13 protein-coding genes, 1 tRNA gene and 1 pseudogene are annotated in these 16,482 nt (G+C 43.6%); 9 read left to right on the forward strand and 6 right to left on the reverse strand.

Translation table 11 applies throughout. The features are described 5' to 3' along the window. Positions 1-288 precede the first annotated feature (288 nt). Positions 289-1,629, forward strand: a complete 1,341-nt coding sequence (locus tag MSWH1_RS02400) for a DNA double-strand break repair nuclease NurA (protein WP_048125744.1) — start codon at positions 289-291, stop codon at positions 1,627-1,629. Continuing rightward, complete coding sequence (locus tag MSWH1_RS02405) at positions 1,619-3,733, forward strand: ATP-binding protein (RefSeq protein WP_231591870.1); 2,115 nt, start codon at positions 1,619-1,621, stop codon at positions 3,731-3,733. Before MSWH1_RS02400 ends, MSWH1_RS02405 begins: the two co-directional genes overlap by 11 nt. A gap of 196 nt (positions 3,734-3,929) precedes the next feature. On the opposite strand, the gene MSWH1_RS02410 is transcribed toward MSWH1_RS02405, so the two are convergent. The 5 genes from MSWH1_RS02410 to MSWH1_RS02430 all read right to left on the reverse strand — a co-directional run bounded on the left by MSWH1_RS02410 (position 3,930) and on the right by MSWH1_RS02430 (position 7,091). Then, positions 3,930-4,355 (reverse strand): hypothetical protein, encoded by a 426-nt coding sequence (locus MSWH1_RS02410; protein WP_048125748.1) that lies wholly within the window; start codon positions 4,353-4,355, stop codon positions 3,930-3,932. A 356-nt stretch (positions 4,356-4,711) separates the two neighbouring features. Next, positions 4,712-4,786: transfer RNA gene (locus tag MSWH1_RS02415), tRNA-Pro, on the reverse strand. A gap of 149 nt (positions 4,787-4,935) precedes the next feature. Continuing rightward, the gene (locus MSWH1_RS02420; RefSeq protein ID WP_048125750.1) at positions 4,936-5,487 is read right to left on the reverse strand and encodes a UbiX family flavin prenyltransferase; all 552 of its coding nucleotides are present in this window, start codon (positions 5,485-5,487) and stop codon (positions 4,936-4,938) included. Continuing rightward, positions 5,487-5,867 carry a hypothetical protein gene (locus MSWH1_RS02425; protein ID WP_048125752.1) on the reverse strand — a complete coding sequence of 127 codons (381 nt, stop codon included), beginning with the start codon at positions 5,865-5,867 and terminating at the stop codon, positions 5,487-5,489. Before MSWH1_RS02425 ends, MSWH1_RS02420 begins: the two co-directional genes overlap by 1 nt. 18 nt (positions 5,868-5,885) lie before the next feature. Further along, positions 5,886-7,091: an HD domain-containing protein gene (locus MSWH1_RS02430; RefSeq protein WP_048125754.1), complete on the reverse strand. Its 1,206-nt coding sequence runs from the start codon at positions 7,089-7,091 to the stop codon at positions 5,886-5,888. Between the two features lie 173 nt (positions 7,092-7,264). Between MSWH1_RS02430 and cofD the strand changes: the two genes are divergently transcribed. Then, positions 7,265-8,188, forward strand: a complete 924-nt coding sequence (cofD, locus tag MSWH1_RS02435) for a 2-phospho-L-lactate transferase (protein WP_048125756.1) — start codon at positions 7,265-7,267, stop codon at positions 8,186-8,188. Positions 8,189-8,272: 84 nt separating this feature from the next. Here the strand turns inward: cofD and tnpC are convergent. Further along, a pseudogene (gene tnpC / locus MSWH1_RS02440) lies at positions 8,273-9,728 on the reverse strand (IS66 family transposase). A gap of 417 nt (positions 9,729-10,145) precedes the next feature. Here tnpC and MSWH1_RS02455 point away from each other — a divergent pair. The 6 genes from MSWH1_RS02455 (at position 10,146) to MSWH1_RS19810 (ending at position 16,420) form a co-directional block, all read left to right on the forward strand. Next, the gene (locus MSWH1_RS02455) at positions 10,146-12,272 is read left to right on the forward strand and encodes an FmdE family protein (RefSeq protein ID WP_048125765.1); all 2,127 of its coding nucleotides are present in this window, start codon (positions 10,146-10,148) and stop codon (positions 12,270-12,272) included. A 432-nt stretch (positions 12,273-12,704) separates the two neighbouring features. After that, on the forward strand, positions 12,705-13,274 hold the full coding sequence (gene hpt / locus MSWH1_RS02460) for a hypoxanthine/guanine phosphoribosyltransferase (RefSeq protein WP_048125767.1): 570 nt from the start codon (positions 12,705-12,707) through the stop codon (positions 13,272-13,274). Beyond that, positions 13,255-14,262, forward strand: a complete 1,008-nt coding sequence (gene dph2 / locus MSWH1_RS02465) for a diphthamide biosynthesis enzyme Dph2 (protein ID WP_048125769.1) — start codon at positions 13,255-13,257, stop codon at positions 14,260-14,262. Before hpt ends, dph2 begins: the two co-directional genes overlap by 20 nt. A 61-nt stretch (positions 14,263-14,323) precedes the next feature. Beyond that, positions 14,324-14,917, forward strand: a complete 594-nt coding sequence (locus tag MSWH1_RS02470) for an METTL5 family protein (protein WP_048125771.1) — start codon at positions 14,324-14,326, stop codon at positions 14,915-14,917. A 514-nt stretch (positions 14,918-15,431) separates the two neighbouring features. Beyond that, complete coding sequence (locus MSWH1_RS19805; RefSeq protein WP_231585543.1) at positions 15,432-15,842, forward strand: hypothetical protein; 411 nt, start codon at positions 15,432-15,434, stop codon at positions 15,840-15,842. Next, on the forward strand, positions 15,839-16,420 hold the full coding sequence (locus MSWH1_RS19810) for an exosome complex RNA-binding protein Csl4 (protein ID WP_231585544.1): 582 nt from the start codon (positions 15,839-15,841) through the stop codon (positions 16,418-16,420). Before MSWH1_RS19805 ends, MSWH1_RS19810 begins: the two co-directional genes overlap by 4 nt. Positions 16,421-16,482 lie beyond the last annotated feature (62 nt).

Here is a 16,482-nt window from a genome sequence, read left to right on the forward strand (position 1 = left end):
CAATTTAGAATATTTTCTTTTTCAGCGATGATTGAGTATTAAAGCTGGGAATCCTTACAAAGTATCTCTTTCTGGGGGACTGCGTACTGAGATAACTCTCTAATTGTACTTAGCTTGTGATTTCCGTTTTCTATCTTTTTTCTCTATCATTTGAGAGGATTTTTCCTAAAAAACAGTTGTATATTTCTTATTTTCAGCACCTGTTTCTCAGAAAATCTGCCTTCTATCTACCCTCTATTCCATCTCCCACTCAACAAATATATATTACTCTTTAAGTATCTTTTATTCATGACCCTTGAGCCCGTGCATATGCATAAGATCTCGGAGCTTGCAGAGAGGATTGACCGTTCATTTGAAGCTGATGAATCAAAAACGGCAGCTGATATTTATTTTCTGCTTGAGGAATTGAAGATTGACGGGAAAGTAATCCTGAAGGCTGTGGAAAGGCTCTTTCGGGGGATGGTCAGGCCCGAGCTGATGGCACAGGGCGAGGATCCGTATCCTGTTACTTATGCCTGTGACAGCGGGAGCACGAACCCGAAAACTTACGACAGTGGGCTTTTTGTTGACTTTTGCCACTGCGGGCTGGCTGCAACACCTACCGATCTTGATGTCCAGAGGTGCAGAACAATTGTCTGTGCGGCTTATTCTTCTTCGCAGAGGATAGCAATGCGAGCGACATCAGGCTGGGAAACCTTCGATGAAGGGCTTGGGAGGGCAAAGCTGGTAACAATTGCTCCGGACGAGCTGAAAAGAAAGGCTCCTGACATGGTGCACAGTTTAGCCATGTACCTGGCAGAATCCGAGCACATGCTTTTCATGAAGGATCTGTTAGAACCGGAGAGCTTTTTCATAATGGACGGGCCTCTTTATCCGAAACAGCTCATGTACTGGATGGTGCTGGACGACGAGGAAGTGCAAATCCGGCAGAACAATAATGCCCGAAAAATCCTCCAGAATTACATTGATATTATGGACCATTTTCTGGAAAAAAAGAGACCTGTGATAGGCTTTGTAAAAAATCCGACTGACGTGCAGATCATGGACAGCGTCCGGAAGAAAAGGGAAGGTTTTGACCTGCCCTGGATGCTTGATTCACAGTTTTTCCGAAACCTTCTCTCCCTTTACAAGGTTGAAGGCCAGAGAGGGCAGGGGCATGACAGACATAATTCGAAAACCAACGGGAAAAACGGCAAGTATAACGGTTCCAGAAATACTTACATTACTTACACTAATTGGTTTTTGCAGCCCAACCGATTTTACGAAAGGATGCTTAACGGGACTTCTCCTCTTGCAGCCGGGGATGCATTCCAGCAAGAGCTCAGGCATAAGTTTTCGCCTGAGGACTATGCTCTCTGTTTCTTCATGCTTTACGTACCTTCCACGGATGTGGTTTTTAAGGTTGAAGCTCCTTATGGGCTTATTAAGGATGATTTCCTGCGCATGCAAATTACCAAAAAAGTGCTCTTTGACCTTTCTTTGCATGGTTTTCCCCTCACTCTCACAAAGGCAGACCACCTCGCAAAAATCAGGAAAGTGGAGAGGCAGGAGATCGATAAATTTTTTGAAAATATGAGTCCTGATATCTCTTATAATGACACTCGGTGGGGTAATATCAATGAAATATGAAGATGCCGATATTCTGGCTTTTATTTCCAATAAGTCAAAACCTACTTCTGCTTCTGAAAAGGATGCCGAATCCGACGATAATGCAGGCTCAGATGAAAGTTCCAAGGCGAGGGATCTGGAAAAAAAAGACCTGGAAAAGGATCTGCTTACGGAAGTCCCCGGCTTGGACTCACTGCCAGCTTTTGAAGAATTCCCTGTTTCTTCAGCTGAAGCTCCTATGGAAGCCGATCCGCATAACTCTTTAAATAATGGTTCAAATACAGCCTCTCAGGCTCTTCCCAGCCGTTCACAGGCTGTTCCGGAGCTCACGTCCTCTTTTTCCCCGGATAACTCTTTTGTTGCAAGGCTTTCCGGAAAAGATGAACTTCCATTTGAAGCATTTGATGGCTATGATTTTGAAACCTCCGGAGTTACTCCATCTCTGGATGAAGCTTTCGGAATTGTCACAACCGGTATAGAGCCTCTGGAAATAACTCACTCGGGAGCTACAATTACTGGATACATTGCTTCTGCCCGCAGGAGTGAGATTAGGCTTGGGACATATGTTGTTGTGCCGTATGAGGGTGGAGAAAAACTCTTTGCAAGGGTAGGAAAACTTCAGTACAGGCAGGAGTTTGCAGTGGATGATGCAACTGAAATCCATTCGAGGCGCATGCTGAATGCCCGGGCAAGCCCTATGAATGAGGCAGACTATAAGTTTCTTGCCTGCCTTGACCCTCTTTGCATCCTGTACCGGAAAAAATCAGATAGTGCACTTACACGCAGGATGGCAGACAGAATTCCTCGCCCGAATACTCCTATACTGCCTGTTACGGATAGGCTTGAAGTTCAAACAGGGTTGAACATACCTGAAGAGGGGGTTTTCCTGGGGCACCTCAGCGTTGGAGGAGAACTTGTAAAGACCCACTCTGAACCCGAAACAGTTGCCTATTACCTGAGAAACGATTATTTTCTGGGCGACCCCCTTATTTTCAGGCATATACTGATCTGCGGGAGCACGGGAACAGGAAAGACTTTCCTCTCAAAAAACATCCTGCGCCAGTTCATGACCGAAAGCAACCGGTACCGACTGCGGAATTCTCCCGATAAAGCCCGGAAAAATCCCTGCCTGGTAATTATGGATCCTCAGGACGAATATTCCCAGCTTTTTGAGGACAACGAAACCCTGACCGAAGAGGACAAATTCAGGTTTGAGTCCGAAAATGTCACTTACGGCAGGGTTCAGTCCACAAAGGCTTTTGTGGCAAAGGTAGACGGACAGAAATATCCCGGAGATAAATCAAGGGCAGAACAGCTCGAGTTTACAATTCCGTTTTCCCTTGTGAAGTACAACTCCTGGCTGATATCGGCAGCCGGAATGTCTGAACTTCAGTACATAGGGCTTGAAGTGCTCCTCGGGGACTTTTTCAAATCAAGCGTTCCCCATACCTACCTGAACTTCATTAACTACATTGAAAATGAAGGTACTCGTTCCCACTACGTTGACAGTGGAAAACTGCATGAGTCCTCTTATGATGGAATTGTGAGGAGAGTCAGTAGCCGGTTTTTCCCGAAGGTATTTGATCAGGATGCAACTCCAATCACCGAAATTGTGGATAAAATCTTCAAGCCAGGGCAAATTTCGGTTTTCCCAACCGAGTACATAAGTTCTCCTAGAATCAGGGACCTCATAGTGCTCACAATCATGAGCCTGATTGTTGACAACAAGCTCAATACCACAGGGATTGATGCCATTAAAGAAACTCCAATCGTCCTGGCGCTGGATGAAGCTCATCGCTATCTTTCCCGTGCAAACGGAGAACATGCCCGTCTTATCATCTCCCGTTTCGCCGACGCAGCCCGGCAGGGAAGAAAGGAAGCGTTGGGGCTCTTTTTGATCACGCAGGACCCTCAGGATATTGACGACACTGTTTTCAAGCAGGTCAACACAAAGCTGATCCTTAATCTCAATAATGACGCTGCAATCTCATCCTTAAACGTCCCTAAAGAATACGAACGCAGGATTCCTTATCTCAAAAAAGGACAGATGATAATCCACAGCCCTGATAACAGTGATATTGTGGAAATCCTTGGGCTTTCAAACTGCGTTGTGAGGCACCGCTAAGAAGGTATGAAGCTAATAATTATAACTAAAAAACGATAATTGATGAAAAAATGTACAAAACTTGAATATTTACGAAACCTTCTTTTTCAAGAAAGGGTTCTCAGCACATGCCTGCTTGAAGCACAGGCATGTGTTTCTTCTTTTGTATTTCTTCTTTCTTTTTATTTCTTTATGTGTTCTGTCCCTGTTTTTCAGCTTAAAGCAGTTCGCAGAGCCCCATGTTATCGAGAACCGCCTTGATATTCCAGTATACATACCTCTTATATCCACTGGGGTCAGGGATGTCGTAAATTGCCATGCCTCCGACATTCCAGGCAACGTTTTTGATAAGCTCACTCTCTTGCAGTTTGTCTACGAACTCTTTGAGTTTGCTGAAGTCATCGATACTTTCTCTCCAATCTGCAGCCCTCAGTCCACTGTCACCTGCGTTTGCCATCTCCATCTTCTGCAGGGCAAATGCATATATCTCGAGCATGTCGATGTTTGCAGGCAAGACGTTCTTGACAATCGGGGCCCCTTCCCGCATACTTTCTTTCAGTCTTTCCGTAAATGCAAAGACGTCGTCGGAAGTCAGGGTGTTTTCGGCTATCTTTCCTTTTAATGTTTCAAGAATCTGTTTCATGATATTTTACCCCTACATAAAATGGCTCACATAGTCTGATTTTAAAGGGTGAGTTCCAGGGAGTAGTTTATTCACACCTAAAATAAGTAATAAGTTTTCTCTATTAAAATGATTCTAAATCAGTTAGTTCTGCGGAGTTATTCACCCACACATAAAACAGGATTAATCTGTTTTCTATATTAAAATTATCTGTTATTTATAAAGACCTTATTTATAAATTAATATTTTTTTATAGTAATTGTTGTGGATGATATCTTTTACGCTGTAAACCGAAGTAATAAAGATATTAAACAGCCATTACCTGTGCAGGATTTTATAAAAAAAGTGATAAATTACATAAGAAATATGAAAAAGGATGGGATAGCGCGGATTTGAACCGCGGTCCAAGCGTCCCAAACGCTCGAGGATGGACCAAGCTACCCTACTATCCCAAGGGTACTTCCTCTCAAAGGCTATTATCCTTTATATAGCTTTCGTTAGAACATACACCTGTAATCTGACTTTATGAATCAACACTTCCAGCTTTACTTACTTTAATTCTGGAATTTGTGCAGGGGTTTCCCGATCCTGAGTCGTTTTTTCACTCCCAACGCTGGTATATGTCGTTTTCCACTCCTAAAAGGTCAAGCGCCCTGCCTGCCATGGTGTCTATGAGGTCATCCAGGGTTTTCGGTCTGGAATAGAAACCCGGACATGCCGGGAGAATGCTTGCCCCAGCCCTTTTAGCCTTCAGCATGTTCTCGAGGTGTATCAGGTTCAGGGGAGTTTCCCTTGTCATCAGGATCAGTTTTCTTTCCTCTTTCAGGCAGACGTCTGCAGCCCTTGTTATCAGGGTGTCTGATATCCCGTTTGCAACTGCCCCGAGGGTTTTCATGCTGCAGGGAGCGATGACCATGCCTGCAGTTTTATATGAACCGCTGGCTATGGGGGCTGAAAAGTCTTTCTGAAAATAATTCCAGGTTGCAAGCTTTTCCACTTCAATGGGCAAGTAATCAGTTTCGATCTCGATTATCTGTTTTGCAGCTTCGGTCAGTACAAGATGGGTCTTAATTCCTTTTTTCGCCAGCACTTCCAGAAGGCGGATCCCATACTGCACCCCTGAAGCCCCGCTGATTCCTACAGTTATTTCCATTATTTGCTTCTCCTTGCAGTCATGTCACTTTTTTCACAGGAGATAATGAAGCTTCCAACCATTTCCTCTGCGGCTGAGACTATTTCTCTGATCTCTTGCTGGCTGATATTATCCACATGGATTCCGGCAACAAATACCGATGTCTTTCCTGTTGCCCTGCTTACTCGCCTTGCACTGTCCAGGGCAAGCTGCTCTTCCCTGTGTCCGGGAAGTGTTATCACAGAAGAGCTGGCTCTCCTGCTTTTTTCATCAAATAGCCCGACCGCAACAGCACCTGCATGTTCCTTCCCGCCGGTAAGGGTCAGCAGGTAGTCTTCCCCGATCTTTTTTACCTCGAGTATGATTTCTACACTGCAGACTTTCCTTGTGGTTTTAAACAAAAATTTTACTCCTGTATTTTAAGTTTTTTCCAGATCACTCAGCTTAAACTGCTTTGTGGTCTTTTTAATGTTAAAATATTCCTTTGCAGCTTTTCCCACGGCTTCGCAGTGCTCTTTTGGGCTGTAGACTCCCATTCTCCAGTTATCCATATGGGCTTCCTGCAGGATTGATACAAAATGTGAAGCTTCATTAAGCGGGATCATCCTGTGATCTGCTTTTATCATCGCTTTCATTTCCAGCATTTCAGGAGTCTTTGGAATATCCACAAGCACGCATTGAGAGTCTACTCCTGCAAGTTCTGCAATCTCCTTCTCAGCTCTCTCAATTTTATCTCGGTGCTTGAGTACACCTTTTCCTGCATCTTCAAGCCCTGTATAAAGCGCCCGCTTATAGAGTTTGCGTGAATCCAGCCGTCTGGCAAGTTCTCCTGCATATCCGCTTGCGTTTCGCATGGCTGCTGTCAGGTCTGTGTCATCCATCTGCCTGAGCCTGGATGGATCAAGTTCCCCATTCTTGACCATATACTCCACGGCTTTTGAACACATTGCTTCCGAAATTCTGGTCACGTGATGATAGTAAACCGAGGTATTCATCCAGAAACGGGAGACCAGAAGAGATTCGGCAGCTTTCAACCCCCCGTAGTCGATAACAAGCCTGTTTTCGTAAAAGTGCATCTGGTTGATCAGGCGGTTGTAGTCCACGACCCCGAAGGCAACCCCCGTGTAGTGGGAGTCCCGGACAAGGTAGTCCATCCTGTCCACATCGATCTCACTGCTGAGGATCTGTCCTAAAGAGGTTTCGCCTTTGATGTGTTTTGCAAGGTCTCCAGGGGAAATTCCATGCTTTTTCAGTACTTCTTTTATTTCTCCTTTCCCTACAATTTCCTTTACATCATCATGCCTGTGCCGGGTATACTTGTCAATAGCATTCTCGGTTACGTGGGAATACGGCCCATGCCCTACATCGTGCAAAAGGGAGGCAGCTCTGATCTCTGTTTTTTTATCCTTTTCAATAGAATTGAGGTTTTTCATCAGTATGGAGGCAAGGTGCATGGCTCCGAGGGAGTGTTCAAAACGGGTATGGTTTGCTCCCGGATATACAAGGTTTGAAAAGCCAAGCTGCTTAATCCTTCTGAGACGCTGCATCTGGGGGGTAGCCAGAAGTTCCTGGACGATTTCATCCATTTCGATGTAACCGTGTACGGGATCAAGGACTACTTTCATTATTCTTTAGACAGATGTCATTATATATTGCTGTATCTATTACTTTGATGCTAACTTTGATGCTAACTTTGATGCTATCTTTGATGCAATCTTTGATGCTAACTTTGATGCTGGATAAGTTGCAGGAGCACCTGCTATCCAAAGTCTGAAAAAATCCGGGAAAGGTATTTATCATGATCATATTGTCAGGCGGCACCGGAACTCCCAAACTCCTTGACGGGCTCAAGGACATCCTCCCACCGGAGGAATTGACTGTTGTTGTAAACACTGCTGAAGACCTGTGGGTTTCTGGGAACCTTATCTCTCCGGACCTTGATACAGTGCTCTATCTCTTCTCAGATCAGATAGACCGAAAGAAATGGTGGGGTATAGAAAACGATACTTTCAGGACTTATGAACGTATGCAGGAACTCGGGGTTGAAGAAAGCTTGAAGCTTGGGGACAGGGACCGGGCAATCCATATTATCCGTTCAAATCTCATCCGGGAGGGGGCATCCCTTTCGGAAGCGACAGTAAAGCTTGCATCCTTTTTAGGGATTCAGGCAAACATTTTCCCTATGTCCGATGACCCTGTTTCTACCTGTATTGAGACCCTGAATGGGGTTATGCATTTTCAGGACTTCTGGGTTGGAAAACACGGAGAGCCTGATGTGCTTGGAGTTGACATCAGAGGCGTTTCTGAAGCTTCAGTTGCTAAAAAGGTTATTGAAGCTCTTGAAAAGGATGACAGAGTCCTCATAGGTCCGAGTAATCCCATAACCAGCATAGGGCCCATTATCTCCCTGCCGGGAATGAGAGAACTGCTGAAACAGAAAAAGGTTGTTGCAGTCAGCCCGATCATAGGAAATGCTCCTGTCAGTGGCCCTGCCGGGAAACTGATGCAGGCCTGTGGGCTTGAAGTTTCTTCCATGGGAGTTGCGGAGTACTATCAGGAATTCCTTGACGTCTTTGTTTTCGATGAAAGGGACAGAGCAGACGAATTCGCTTTTGAGAAGCTTGGTTGCCGGGCCTGCCGTGCAGATACCCTGATGACCTCCACGGAGAAAAGTAAGGAACTGGCAGAGTTCGTAGTCGGACTTTTCGATACCGTATTCTGATTTTTCGATTTCTTTTTCTTTCCTTTTTGTAACTATTCAGCCACTGATAAAAAAGTATGTTTTTTCAGCAAAATGCTGAAATTCTCAGAATAATAGCGGCGCTCCTTTGAGCGCCRCGAGAACTACCGTCTATAACAGGTAAATCGTTCTTTTTAATGGTTGAGATATAAGCTCTAATTCTGCAGAAAGCTTCCGCTCCTTGTATAGTTCTGAAAGTTCCTGATATTTTCTGCTGTAATTTCATCATCCTTATGTCTCTTTCTGCTTGGTTATTCTCAAACGGAACTCTCAAGTCATTGAGGAATCTCAGGATCTGTTTTTTGTTTTCTATAAACCTGTCAAGTAGGTTCCTTGCTTTTGTTTTTGGATTTTTACCACGTTTTCCTTGTTTTTCAGGGTTTAGAGAAGGTGGATTTTCTTCAATCCCTTTCATGACTACAGCATCGAACCTTTCTTCTAACACTTTAATTTGCTCAAAGTCCAGATCTTTGACCTGCTCTTTACACTCATCAGTATACTTTTTCATTTCTGTTAACAGTTCATTCATCTCTTTAGCCCATTGCTGTTTATAGTTCTCCTCAATTCCAGTAAGTTCTCTCTGGAGATGAGCATTGCAAAGAGCATGATCACATTCATAACTGTTATAGGGTTTCCATCCGTCATGAACTGCTATTCCTTTAAACTCTGGAAGAATTCCCATGGCATTAATTGCTTCTGATCCTCTTTTTGAGTGAGCAAAATAACAGGTGTATTTGTCATTAGAAGCTACATGAAGCCAATGCCTTTTTCCTTCAATTTTCATCCCAGTTTCATCACAATGGATTACAGGAGAAGTTATTAACCTCTCCTGACTCACATTTTCAAACTCCTCTAAATTCCGGAAGCATTCTTTTTCTGCTCTGATTATCGTAGCAGAACAGATTTTTATCCCCATAACGTCATCAAAAAACTCTAAAATCCTTTTATAGGGAATAAACTGGTAGTTTTTACAGTAAATTGCTGAAGCTAAAATATTAGGACCATACTGGACGGGATATTTCACAGATTCTGGAAAAGAAGCTTTATTTGATTTTCCACAGTGAGTACAGGTCTTAATCTGACTTCGATGTTCCGTAACAATTAGATTTACAGGAGGAATATCAAAAATTTGTCTTCTCTCATAAGCTTCAACTTCAACATCCTCAAGAGTATGTCCACATTCTTTGCAGCAGGTCAAAGAATGTTCAATTACCTAATCAGGATCATTAACCATATCAAGAGTTGTGCCTGGATGACCTTCTTGACCTCCAGGTTTCTTCCCACTCTTTTTCCGGAGACTCTTGGGATTAGGTTTTTCTTTGACTGAAAAGTCAGTAGAAGGAGGTTTACTGCTGTTTCTGCTATTTTGATTTAAGCGAGATTCTAAAATCCTTACACGTTCTTCTAGTTCAGCAATTCGAATAGCTTGTTCTTCTATGATAGTTTCAAGTCTCTGGATTACAGAAATTACAGCTTCAGGACCAGCTTCATAGATAACGAGGATCTCTTCACGTGTAAGCATAATAACGAAACAAAATAGGATTCAATTTATATGCAATTTTTCCTCGAAAAGAGGAAAAATTGTAGCCTTTCAAAGGCTACCTGAATTGTTACTCCTTTTTTTCTCTTTTTTCCCTCTCTCTTTTTCCTCCCTTTTTTTCTCTTTTTTCCCTCTCTCTTTTTTCTCCCTTTTTCTTTCTCTTTTTTTCCCTCTTCTTTCCCTTTATTCCCGTAAATTTCCTTTTCCTTTTCTTTTTCTGCTGATCCAGTCTTCAACGTTAACAAAATTCGAAAGATTTATGTATTATTTTTCTCTTCTTTTGTAATACTAAAAAACATAAAATTAAAATTTTGTCTTATTTGTTAAGCTATATTCTCTAACAAATACTATTTTGTTATAAAATTAACAAAATAATTAACGGGTAGTAGAGGAAAAAGCATGATTGGAATACGTGTAATTGCTAATCGAAAAATCAAAACAAAAATCATAGATTTTGTTTTACTGACAATACTTGTCTTCTCCCTTTGTTCCATACCGGGGATGGCACATGAATCTGATAACCAGGAGTTGATGGCTCAGGTTTTTGCCTTAGCCGAAGCAAACCTTGGAGATATTGGTCCTGAAGATACCCTTATTATTACTGATCTAGGATCTCCTGCAGAATCCTATGTTTTTCTGGACGATTTCTATTCGGAGTTTTACGGAAGGGAGTTACAGTATACAGAGAACCTGCTTGTAGTCCAGAACGCCAGGAATGCCCCTCTCTGGTTTGCTTTCTTTAACAAATCCAGCGGGAACTGTACTTATATAGAGGTTTCATACGGGGATGAGAATGAAATCAGCTATCAGGCGACCGAAACTATAGACTTCGATGAACTTTCGAAAAATAAGAAGTCCATAGCAGCCTGGAATGAAAAAGTAAGTACAAAGGTGTTTAACGGGCGCGAATTTGCCATCCTTACAATTTCCAATGCCTGGGCTACAGGAAATCTTGATTATGGCCTGATGCAGTGCCTGGAACTTCACAACCACTTCTGTCCAGGGGTTTCCAGTGGCTTTGTGCTTGCGAACTGGATGGAAGAAAATTACCCGCTTGAGGAAGGGGTAAGTTATACTGTTTTCTCCTGCCCTAAATGGTGCAAAGAAGACGTTTTTGTAAAGCGCTGGGATGCCACCCCTGGAAAAGGAGGTATCTTTGTCTCTGCGCTCACGGATGAAGAGATAGAAGCAATCGGGAACTCTCCTGCCGGAATCTTTGTGGTTACGGATAAAAATGCCGGAACTATGAAGGCAGTGGCGCTCGGATTTGACTTTGATGTCGTGAATGCGAAGTGCGGGGCAAAAGAAGGCGATCCTGCCTGGCTTTCGAAATACTTGATGGACCTCTGGCTCATGGACAGAGAAAACTGGGACGAGGAAGGACTTGTTACGAAAATCGCAGCCATTGACATTGATAAGGATACCCTGAGTGAAATGAAACGGGCGGGTTCCAATCCCTATGAAGTTCTCGGGCTTCTCAACTCAACGGGAAATGTTAATCCTCCAGTTGATGATAAGGAACTGATGGATCAGGTCTTTTCCACAGCCGAAGCAGAGCTGGGAGCGCTTGGGCCTGAAAACACTTTTATATTGACTGATATCGGTTCTCCTGCAGATTCTGATTCTTTTCTAAATGATTTCTATTCAGAGTTTTATGGAAAGGAGTTGCAGTATACAAAGAACCTGCTTGTAGTCCAGAACGCAAGAAATGCCCCCCTCTGGTTTGCCTTCTTTGACAAATCAAGCGGGAGTTGTACTTATATTGAGGTCTCATACGGAGATGAGGATCAGATCAGCTACCAGGTGACGGAAAATATAGAGTTTGATACGCTTTCCGGAAGCCCGGAGTCCATAGCGGCCTGGAATGAAAAAGTGAATTCTGCTGTTTTTAACGGGCGTGAATTTGCCATCCTTACAATTTCCAATGCCTGGGCTACAGGAAATCTCGATTATGAACTTATGCAGTGCCTGCAATTGCACAATCACTTCTGTCCCGGAGTCTCTAGCGGTTTTGTGCTTGCAAACTGGATGGAAGATAATTACCCACTTGAAGAAGGGGTAAGTTATACGGTTTTCTCCTCTCCTCGCTGGTGCAAAGAAGATGTTTTCGTAAAGCGCTGGGATGCCACCCCCGGAAAGGGAGGGATTTTTGTTTCTGACCTGACAGACGAAGAAGTGGATGCAATTGGAAGTAACCTTGCTGGAATTTTCGTTGTCAAGGATAGAAATGCCGGAACTCTTAAGGCAGTTGTGCTGGGATATAACTCCGATGTCGTAAGTGCGAATTGCGGGGCAAAAGAAGACGATCCTTCCTGGGTTTCAAAATATCAGAAGGATCTCTGGCTTATGAATCCTGAAAATTGGGGAGACCTTGTTACGGAGCTCGCAGCCATTGATATTGATGAGGCTACCCTGAACGAAATGAATCAGGCAGATACTAATCCTTATGAAGTTCTCGGACTGCTCAATTCTGCAGAGGATGCAAGCTCCCTGAGTCTGGAATCCACTGAATCGGTAACTGTATAAGGACAACTAAAGCCTGAAATAGACTGATAATGGGATTTTAACGCCATTGATGTGTTTATTTTACCCATTTTCATCTTTTTTACCTTTTTTGTGTTTGCTTTCTCAGTTTTTATCTCAGTTTTTATTTTTTACTTTCTGCAATTCTCATATCTTTTATCTGTGTGTCCTTAAATTTATTAATACTGACTTAACTATTTATTTCTAAATTTCCTACACCCTGAATCTGAACAGGCTGGAATCGGAAGACCAAAGCTATATCAAGTACTTTGATGTTTTCCTGCATCAACCTCCCTTTCCCGGCAGCAGGTTTGTACGCTTATATCTGTAAACTTATATCCATACATAGCTTCGGGAAACAGTATCTGAGGGAGCAGGCTTAATTTTCAAGATTTTTACTTCCGGAATATTGAGACAGCCAGAAAGGTTAAAACCATGCTTGAAAGACTGAAAGATTCACTGATTAAGTCCCCTGTGATCAAGCGAGGGGAATATAACTATTTTATCCATCCTATTTCTGATGGTGTACCTTCCATCGATCCCCATATGGTAGAAGAGATTTCCGATTACATCGCAGAGATAGCAGATATAAACGTTGACACTATCCTGACTGTGGAAGCTATGGGCATCCCGGTTGCAAATGCTCTTTCTCTGAAAACCGGAATTCCTCTGACCATTGTCCGGAAACGGCCTTATTTCCTTGAAGGAGAGGTGGAACTTTCCCAGAGCACAGGATATTCGAAAGGTGTTCTCTATATAAACGGGCTCAAAAAGGGAGACAGAGTAATTATCGTTGACGACGTTATCAGTACGGGTGGAACGCTTCTTGCCCTTGTAAGGGCGTTAAAAAATATGGGTGTTGAGGTAACGGATGTAATTTCCGTTATAGGGCGCGGAGATGGCTATCTTAAGCTAAAGGAACTTGGATTTAAACCCAAGGTTCTCGTTACAATTGATGTGGGCGAGAAAGGGGTGGAGATTAAGGATGTCTTTGGGGATCAGTGAAGCATTCGATTTAAGACCTGACTATATAATCAGCGTAATAAAGGACACGAAAGCAAAGCTTGTGGGCTTTCAATTTCCTGAAGGGCTTAAACGCAATGGTCCGAAACTTGCGAAAGCTGTTGAGGAGGCCACCGGAGCTGAGGTTCTCATCTCAGGAGACCCCTGTTTCGGGGCATGTGACCTCGACAGAACTCTCCTTGACCACGTTGATATCCTTTTCCACTTCGGGCACGCGGAACTGGAAGATGTCAAGCTTTCGGATAAAGTGTACTTTATCGAAACTCGCTCCTCAATTGATGTCCGGCACGTTGTTGAGAAGGCTGTCCCTGAACTTAAAGGACAGAGAATAGGGCTGATCACCACTGTTCAGCATGTCCATAAGCTTCCGGATGTATGCAGTGTGCTCGAGAATCAGGAAAAGACCTGCGTTATCGGGCTTGGGGACTCCAGGCTTGCCTATGCGGGGCAGGTGCTCGGCTGCAATTTCTCGGCAGCAAGGGATGAAGATTGTGATGAGTACCTTTATATTGGAAGCGGGGATTTCCATCCCCTTGGGGTATCTCTTTCCACAAAAAAACGTGTCCTTGCAGCTGACCCATTTTCCGGTGAAGTCCGGGAGGTTGACCCTTCAAGGGTTCTCCGCCAGCGGAGTGCGGTAATTGCAAAGTCTCTGGATGCGCAGGTTTTCGGGATCATTGTCTCAAGCAAAAACGGGCAGATGAGATTGGAACTTGCTTCTTCTCTCAAAGAACTTGCAAGGAAACATGGAAAAGAAGCTCACCTGATCCTTATCGACCTCGTAACTCCTGATCAGCTGCTTCAGTTCAAGGTTGATGCTTTCGTAAACACTGCCTGTCCACGGCTTGCTGTGGATGAAGTGGGACGTTTTCCCTCTCCCATGCTGACGCCACAGGAGTTTGAGATCGTGCTTGGAGAACGTGAATGGGAAAAGCTTGTGCTGGACGAAATTACCGAGGAACCCGTATAACCTTTTACCAGATGACTGCATAACCTTTTACTGAATATAAAACACAGATTAATCAAAAGATATGAAACAGAGAAAACTTGAAATACTGCTCGAAGAGGTCGAAGGTTTTTCCGATCCCGAACTTGAGCTTGAGCAATACCAAACTCCTTCTCCCCTTGTTGCGGAAATACTCCATTTCGCTTACATGCAGGGAGACCTTGACGAATCGGTCCAGGACCTGGGCTGTGGTACCGGTATTCTTGCAATAGGGGCAAAATTTCTGGGAGCCGGGAAGGTTGTGGGGTATGATACGGACCCGAAGGCGCTTGAGGTTGCAAAAAAAAACTCCGAAAAGCTTGGAGTGGAAGTGGAGTTCATCTGCTCCGATATTACGGAAGTTTCAGGGCATGTAAAAACCACACTTATGAACCCTCCATTCGGGGCAAGAGTTAAAGGCAGGGACAGACCTTTCCTTTCGTCAGCGTTAAGAACAAGTGAGATAATATATTCCATCCACAACCGCGGAAGCCTTGCATTTATCCAAAAGTTCATTAAGCCTGCGGTCATTACACACTCTTACGTTGCGAAATTCCCTATTAAACGGACTTTCGATTTCCATCAAAAAGAAAGAGAAATTATTGATGTAGAGATTTACAGGGTTGCGGTTCATGAATAAAGCCTGTGTTCAGGAGTTATTTAAAGGCATCATGTTTTACAGCTTTGCATCTTCAGATTTCATTTTAAAAGGCGGAATTAATAACTCTATAATTCTATTATACCGAGAACAGGGTATGGTTCAGAGTATAAATCCGTGACACATAGAGCAAATCCATGGAGTAAACAGATAATTCGGGACCGATAATTTGGGATAGATTATCTGAAATAAATAAGCTGGATGGGTACCTTACAATAATATAATCTGTATGCATTGAAAAGTATGACATGCTTCAAGGGAAGAATTAACTGGAAGATATAGAGAAGGGAATTACTCCTATTTCTCTCGAAGATAAGTTATCTATGAGTTCAATTGCCGCCAAAAACTCTATAAAAATTACTGGAAAAACAATTATCAAAACTAATTATCTATATCCACTAATAGCGATAATTCGAATGAGGGATCATGATTAGAATCCGAAAAAATAAGACTACTAGGAAAAAATTAACAGGTCCTGGTGAAGGAAAGTCTATTGATGAAAAATCGGTCCCGCCAACTGGCGAAAACAGGGATCAGTCAAGGGATCAGTTTAAAAGCCAGCCCCGAGATCAGTCCAGGGGCTCGCAACGAGATCAGTCCAGGGGCTCGCAACGAGATCAGTCCAGGGGCCCGCAACGAGATCAGTCCAGGGGCCCGCAACGAGATCAGTCCAGGGGTCCGCAACGAGACCAGTCCAGGGGTCCGCAACGAGACCAGTCCAGGAGTTCGCAACGAGACCAGTCCAGGGGTCCGCAACGAGACCAGTCCCGAGATCATTTCAAGGGTCAGTCCCGAGACCAGTTCAAGGGTGATCCTAACAAAAAGAGAAGGTTCCCATATCCTAAGAAAACTCCCCGAGATAGGAAGGAAATGTCAGGTTTCAGGTCTTCTGTCGGAGAAACCGTGATATCTGAAGAAGAACTTGAAAAAGGAGATTTTGTTCTTCCGGGAGAACTTGTTGGTACTACGGAGGAATTCAAGCCAGGTCCCGGAGCAGCAGTAATTGCCGGAGATATTTATTCTACTGCCACAGGCAATGTACTCATTGACAGAAAAGCCAGGGTGGTCTCGGTTAAGCCAAATACTCTTACTCCAAATATTCTTAAAGTCGGGGACATAATTTACGGTAGGATCACTGACGTCCGCGAGTCCGGGGCAATGGTGGAAGTTGCAGGAATTGAAGGAAAAGAAAACAGGGAAATTGTCGGATCAAGGCCAGGAGATATCCACGTTTCAAATGTAAGGGACTCATATGTCAAGAGACTGTTAGATGAGTTCAGGCCGTCTGATATTATAAGGGCCAGAGTCATTGAAGTTGACAGAATGCGCCTTACCACAGCCGAAGATTCTCTTGGAGTTGTAAAAGCTTACTGCTCAAACTGCAGAGGCGAACTCGTGCCGGAAGGGAAAAAGCTTAAATGCCCTGTCTGCAATATGACTGAAACCCGTAAGATCTCAACCGGGTACGGGAAAGGAATAAGGTAAATTTCTCTTTCCCTATCTTACTTTATGCAGGTTTCGGCATTTTATGACGAATTATGCATTAT

This window comes from Methanosarcina sp. WH1 (assembly GCF_000970005.1).
Classification (GTDB): Archaea; Halobacteriota; Methanosarcinia; order Methanosarcinales; family Methanosarcinaceae; genus Methanosarcina.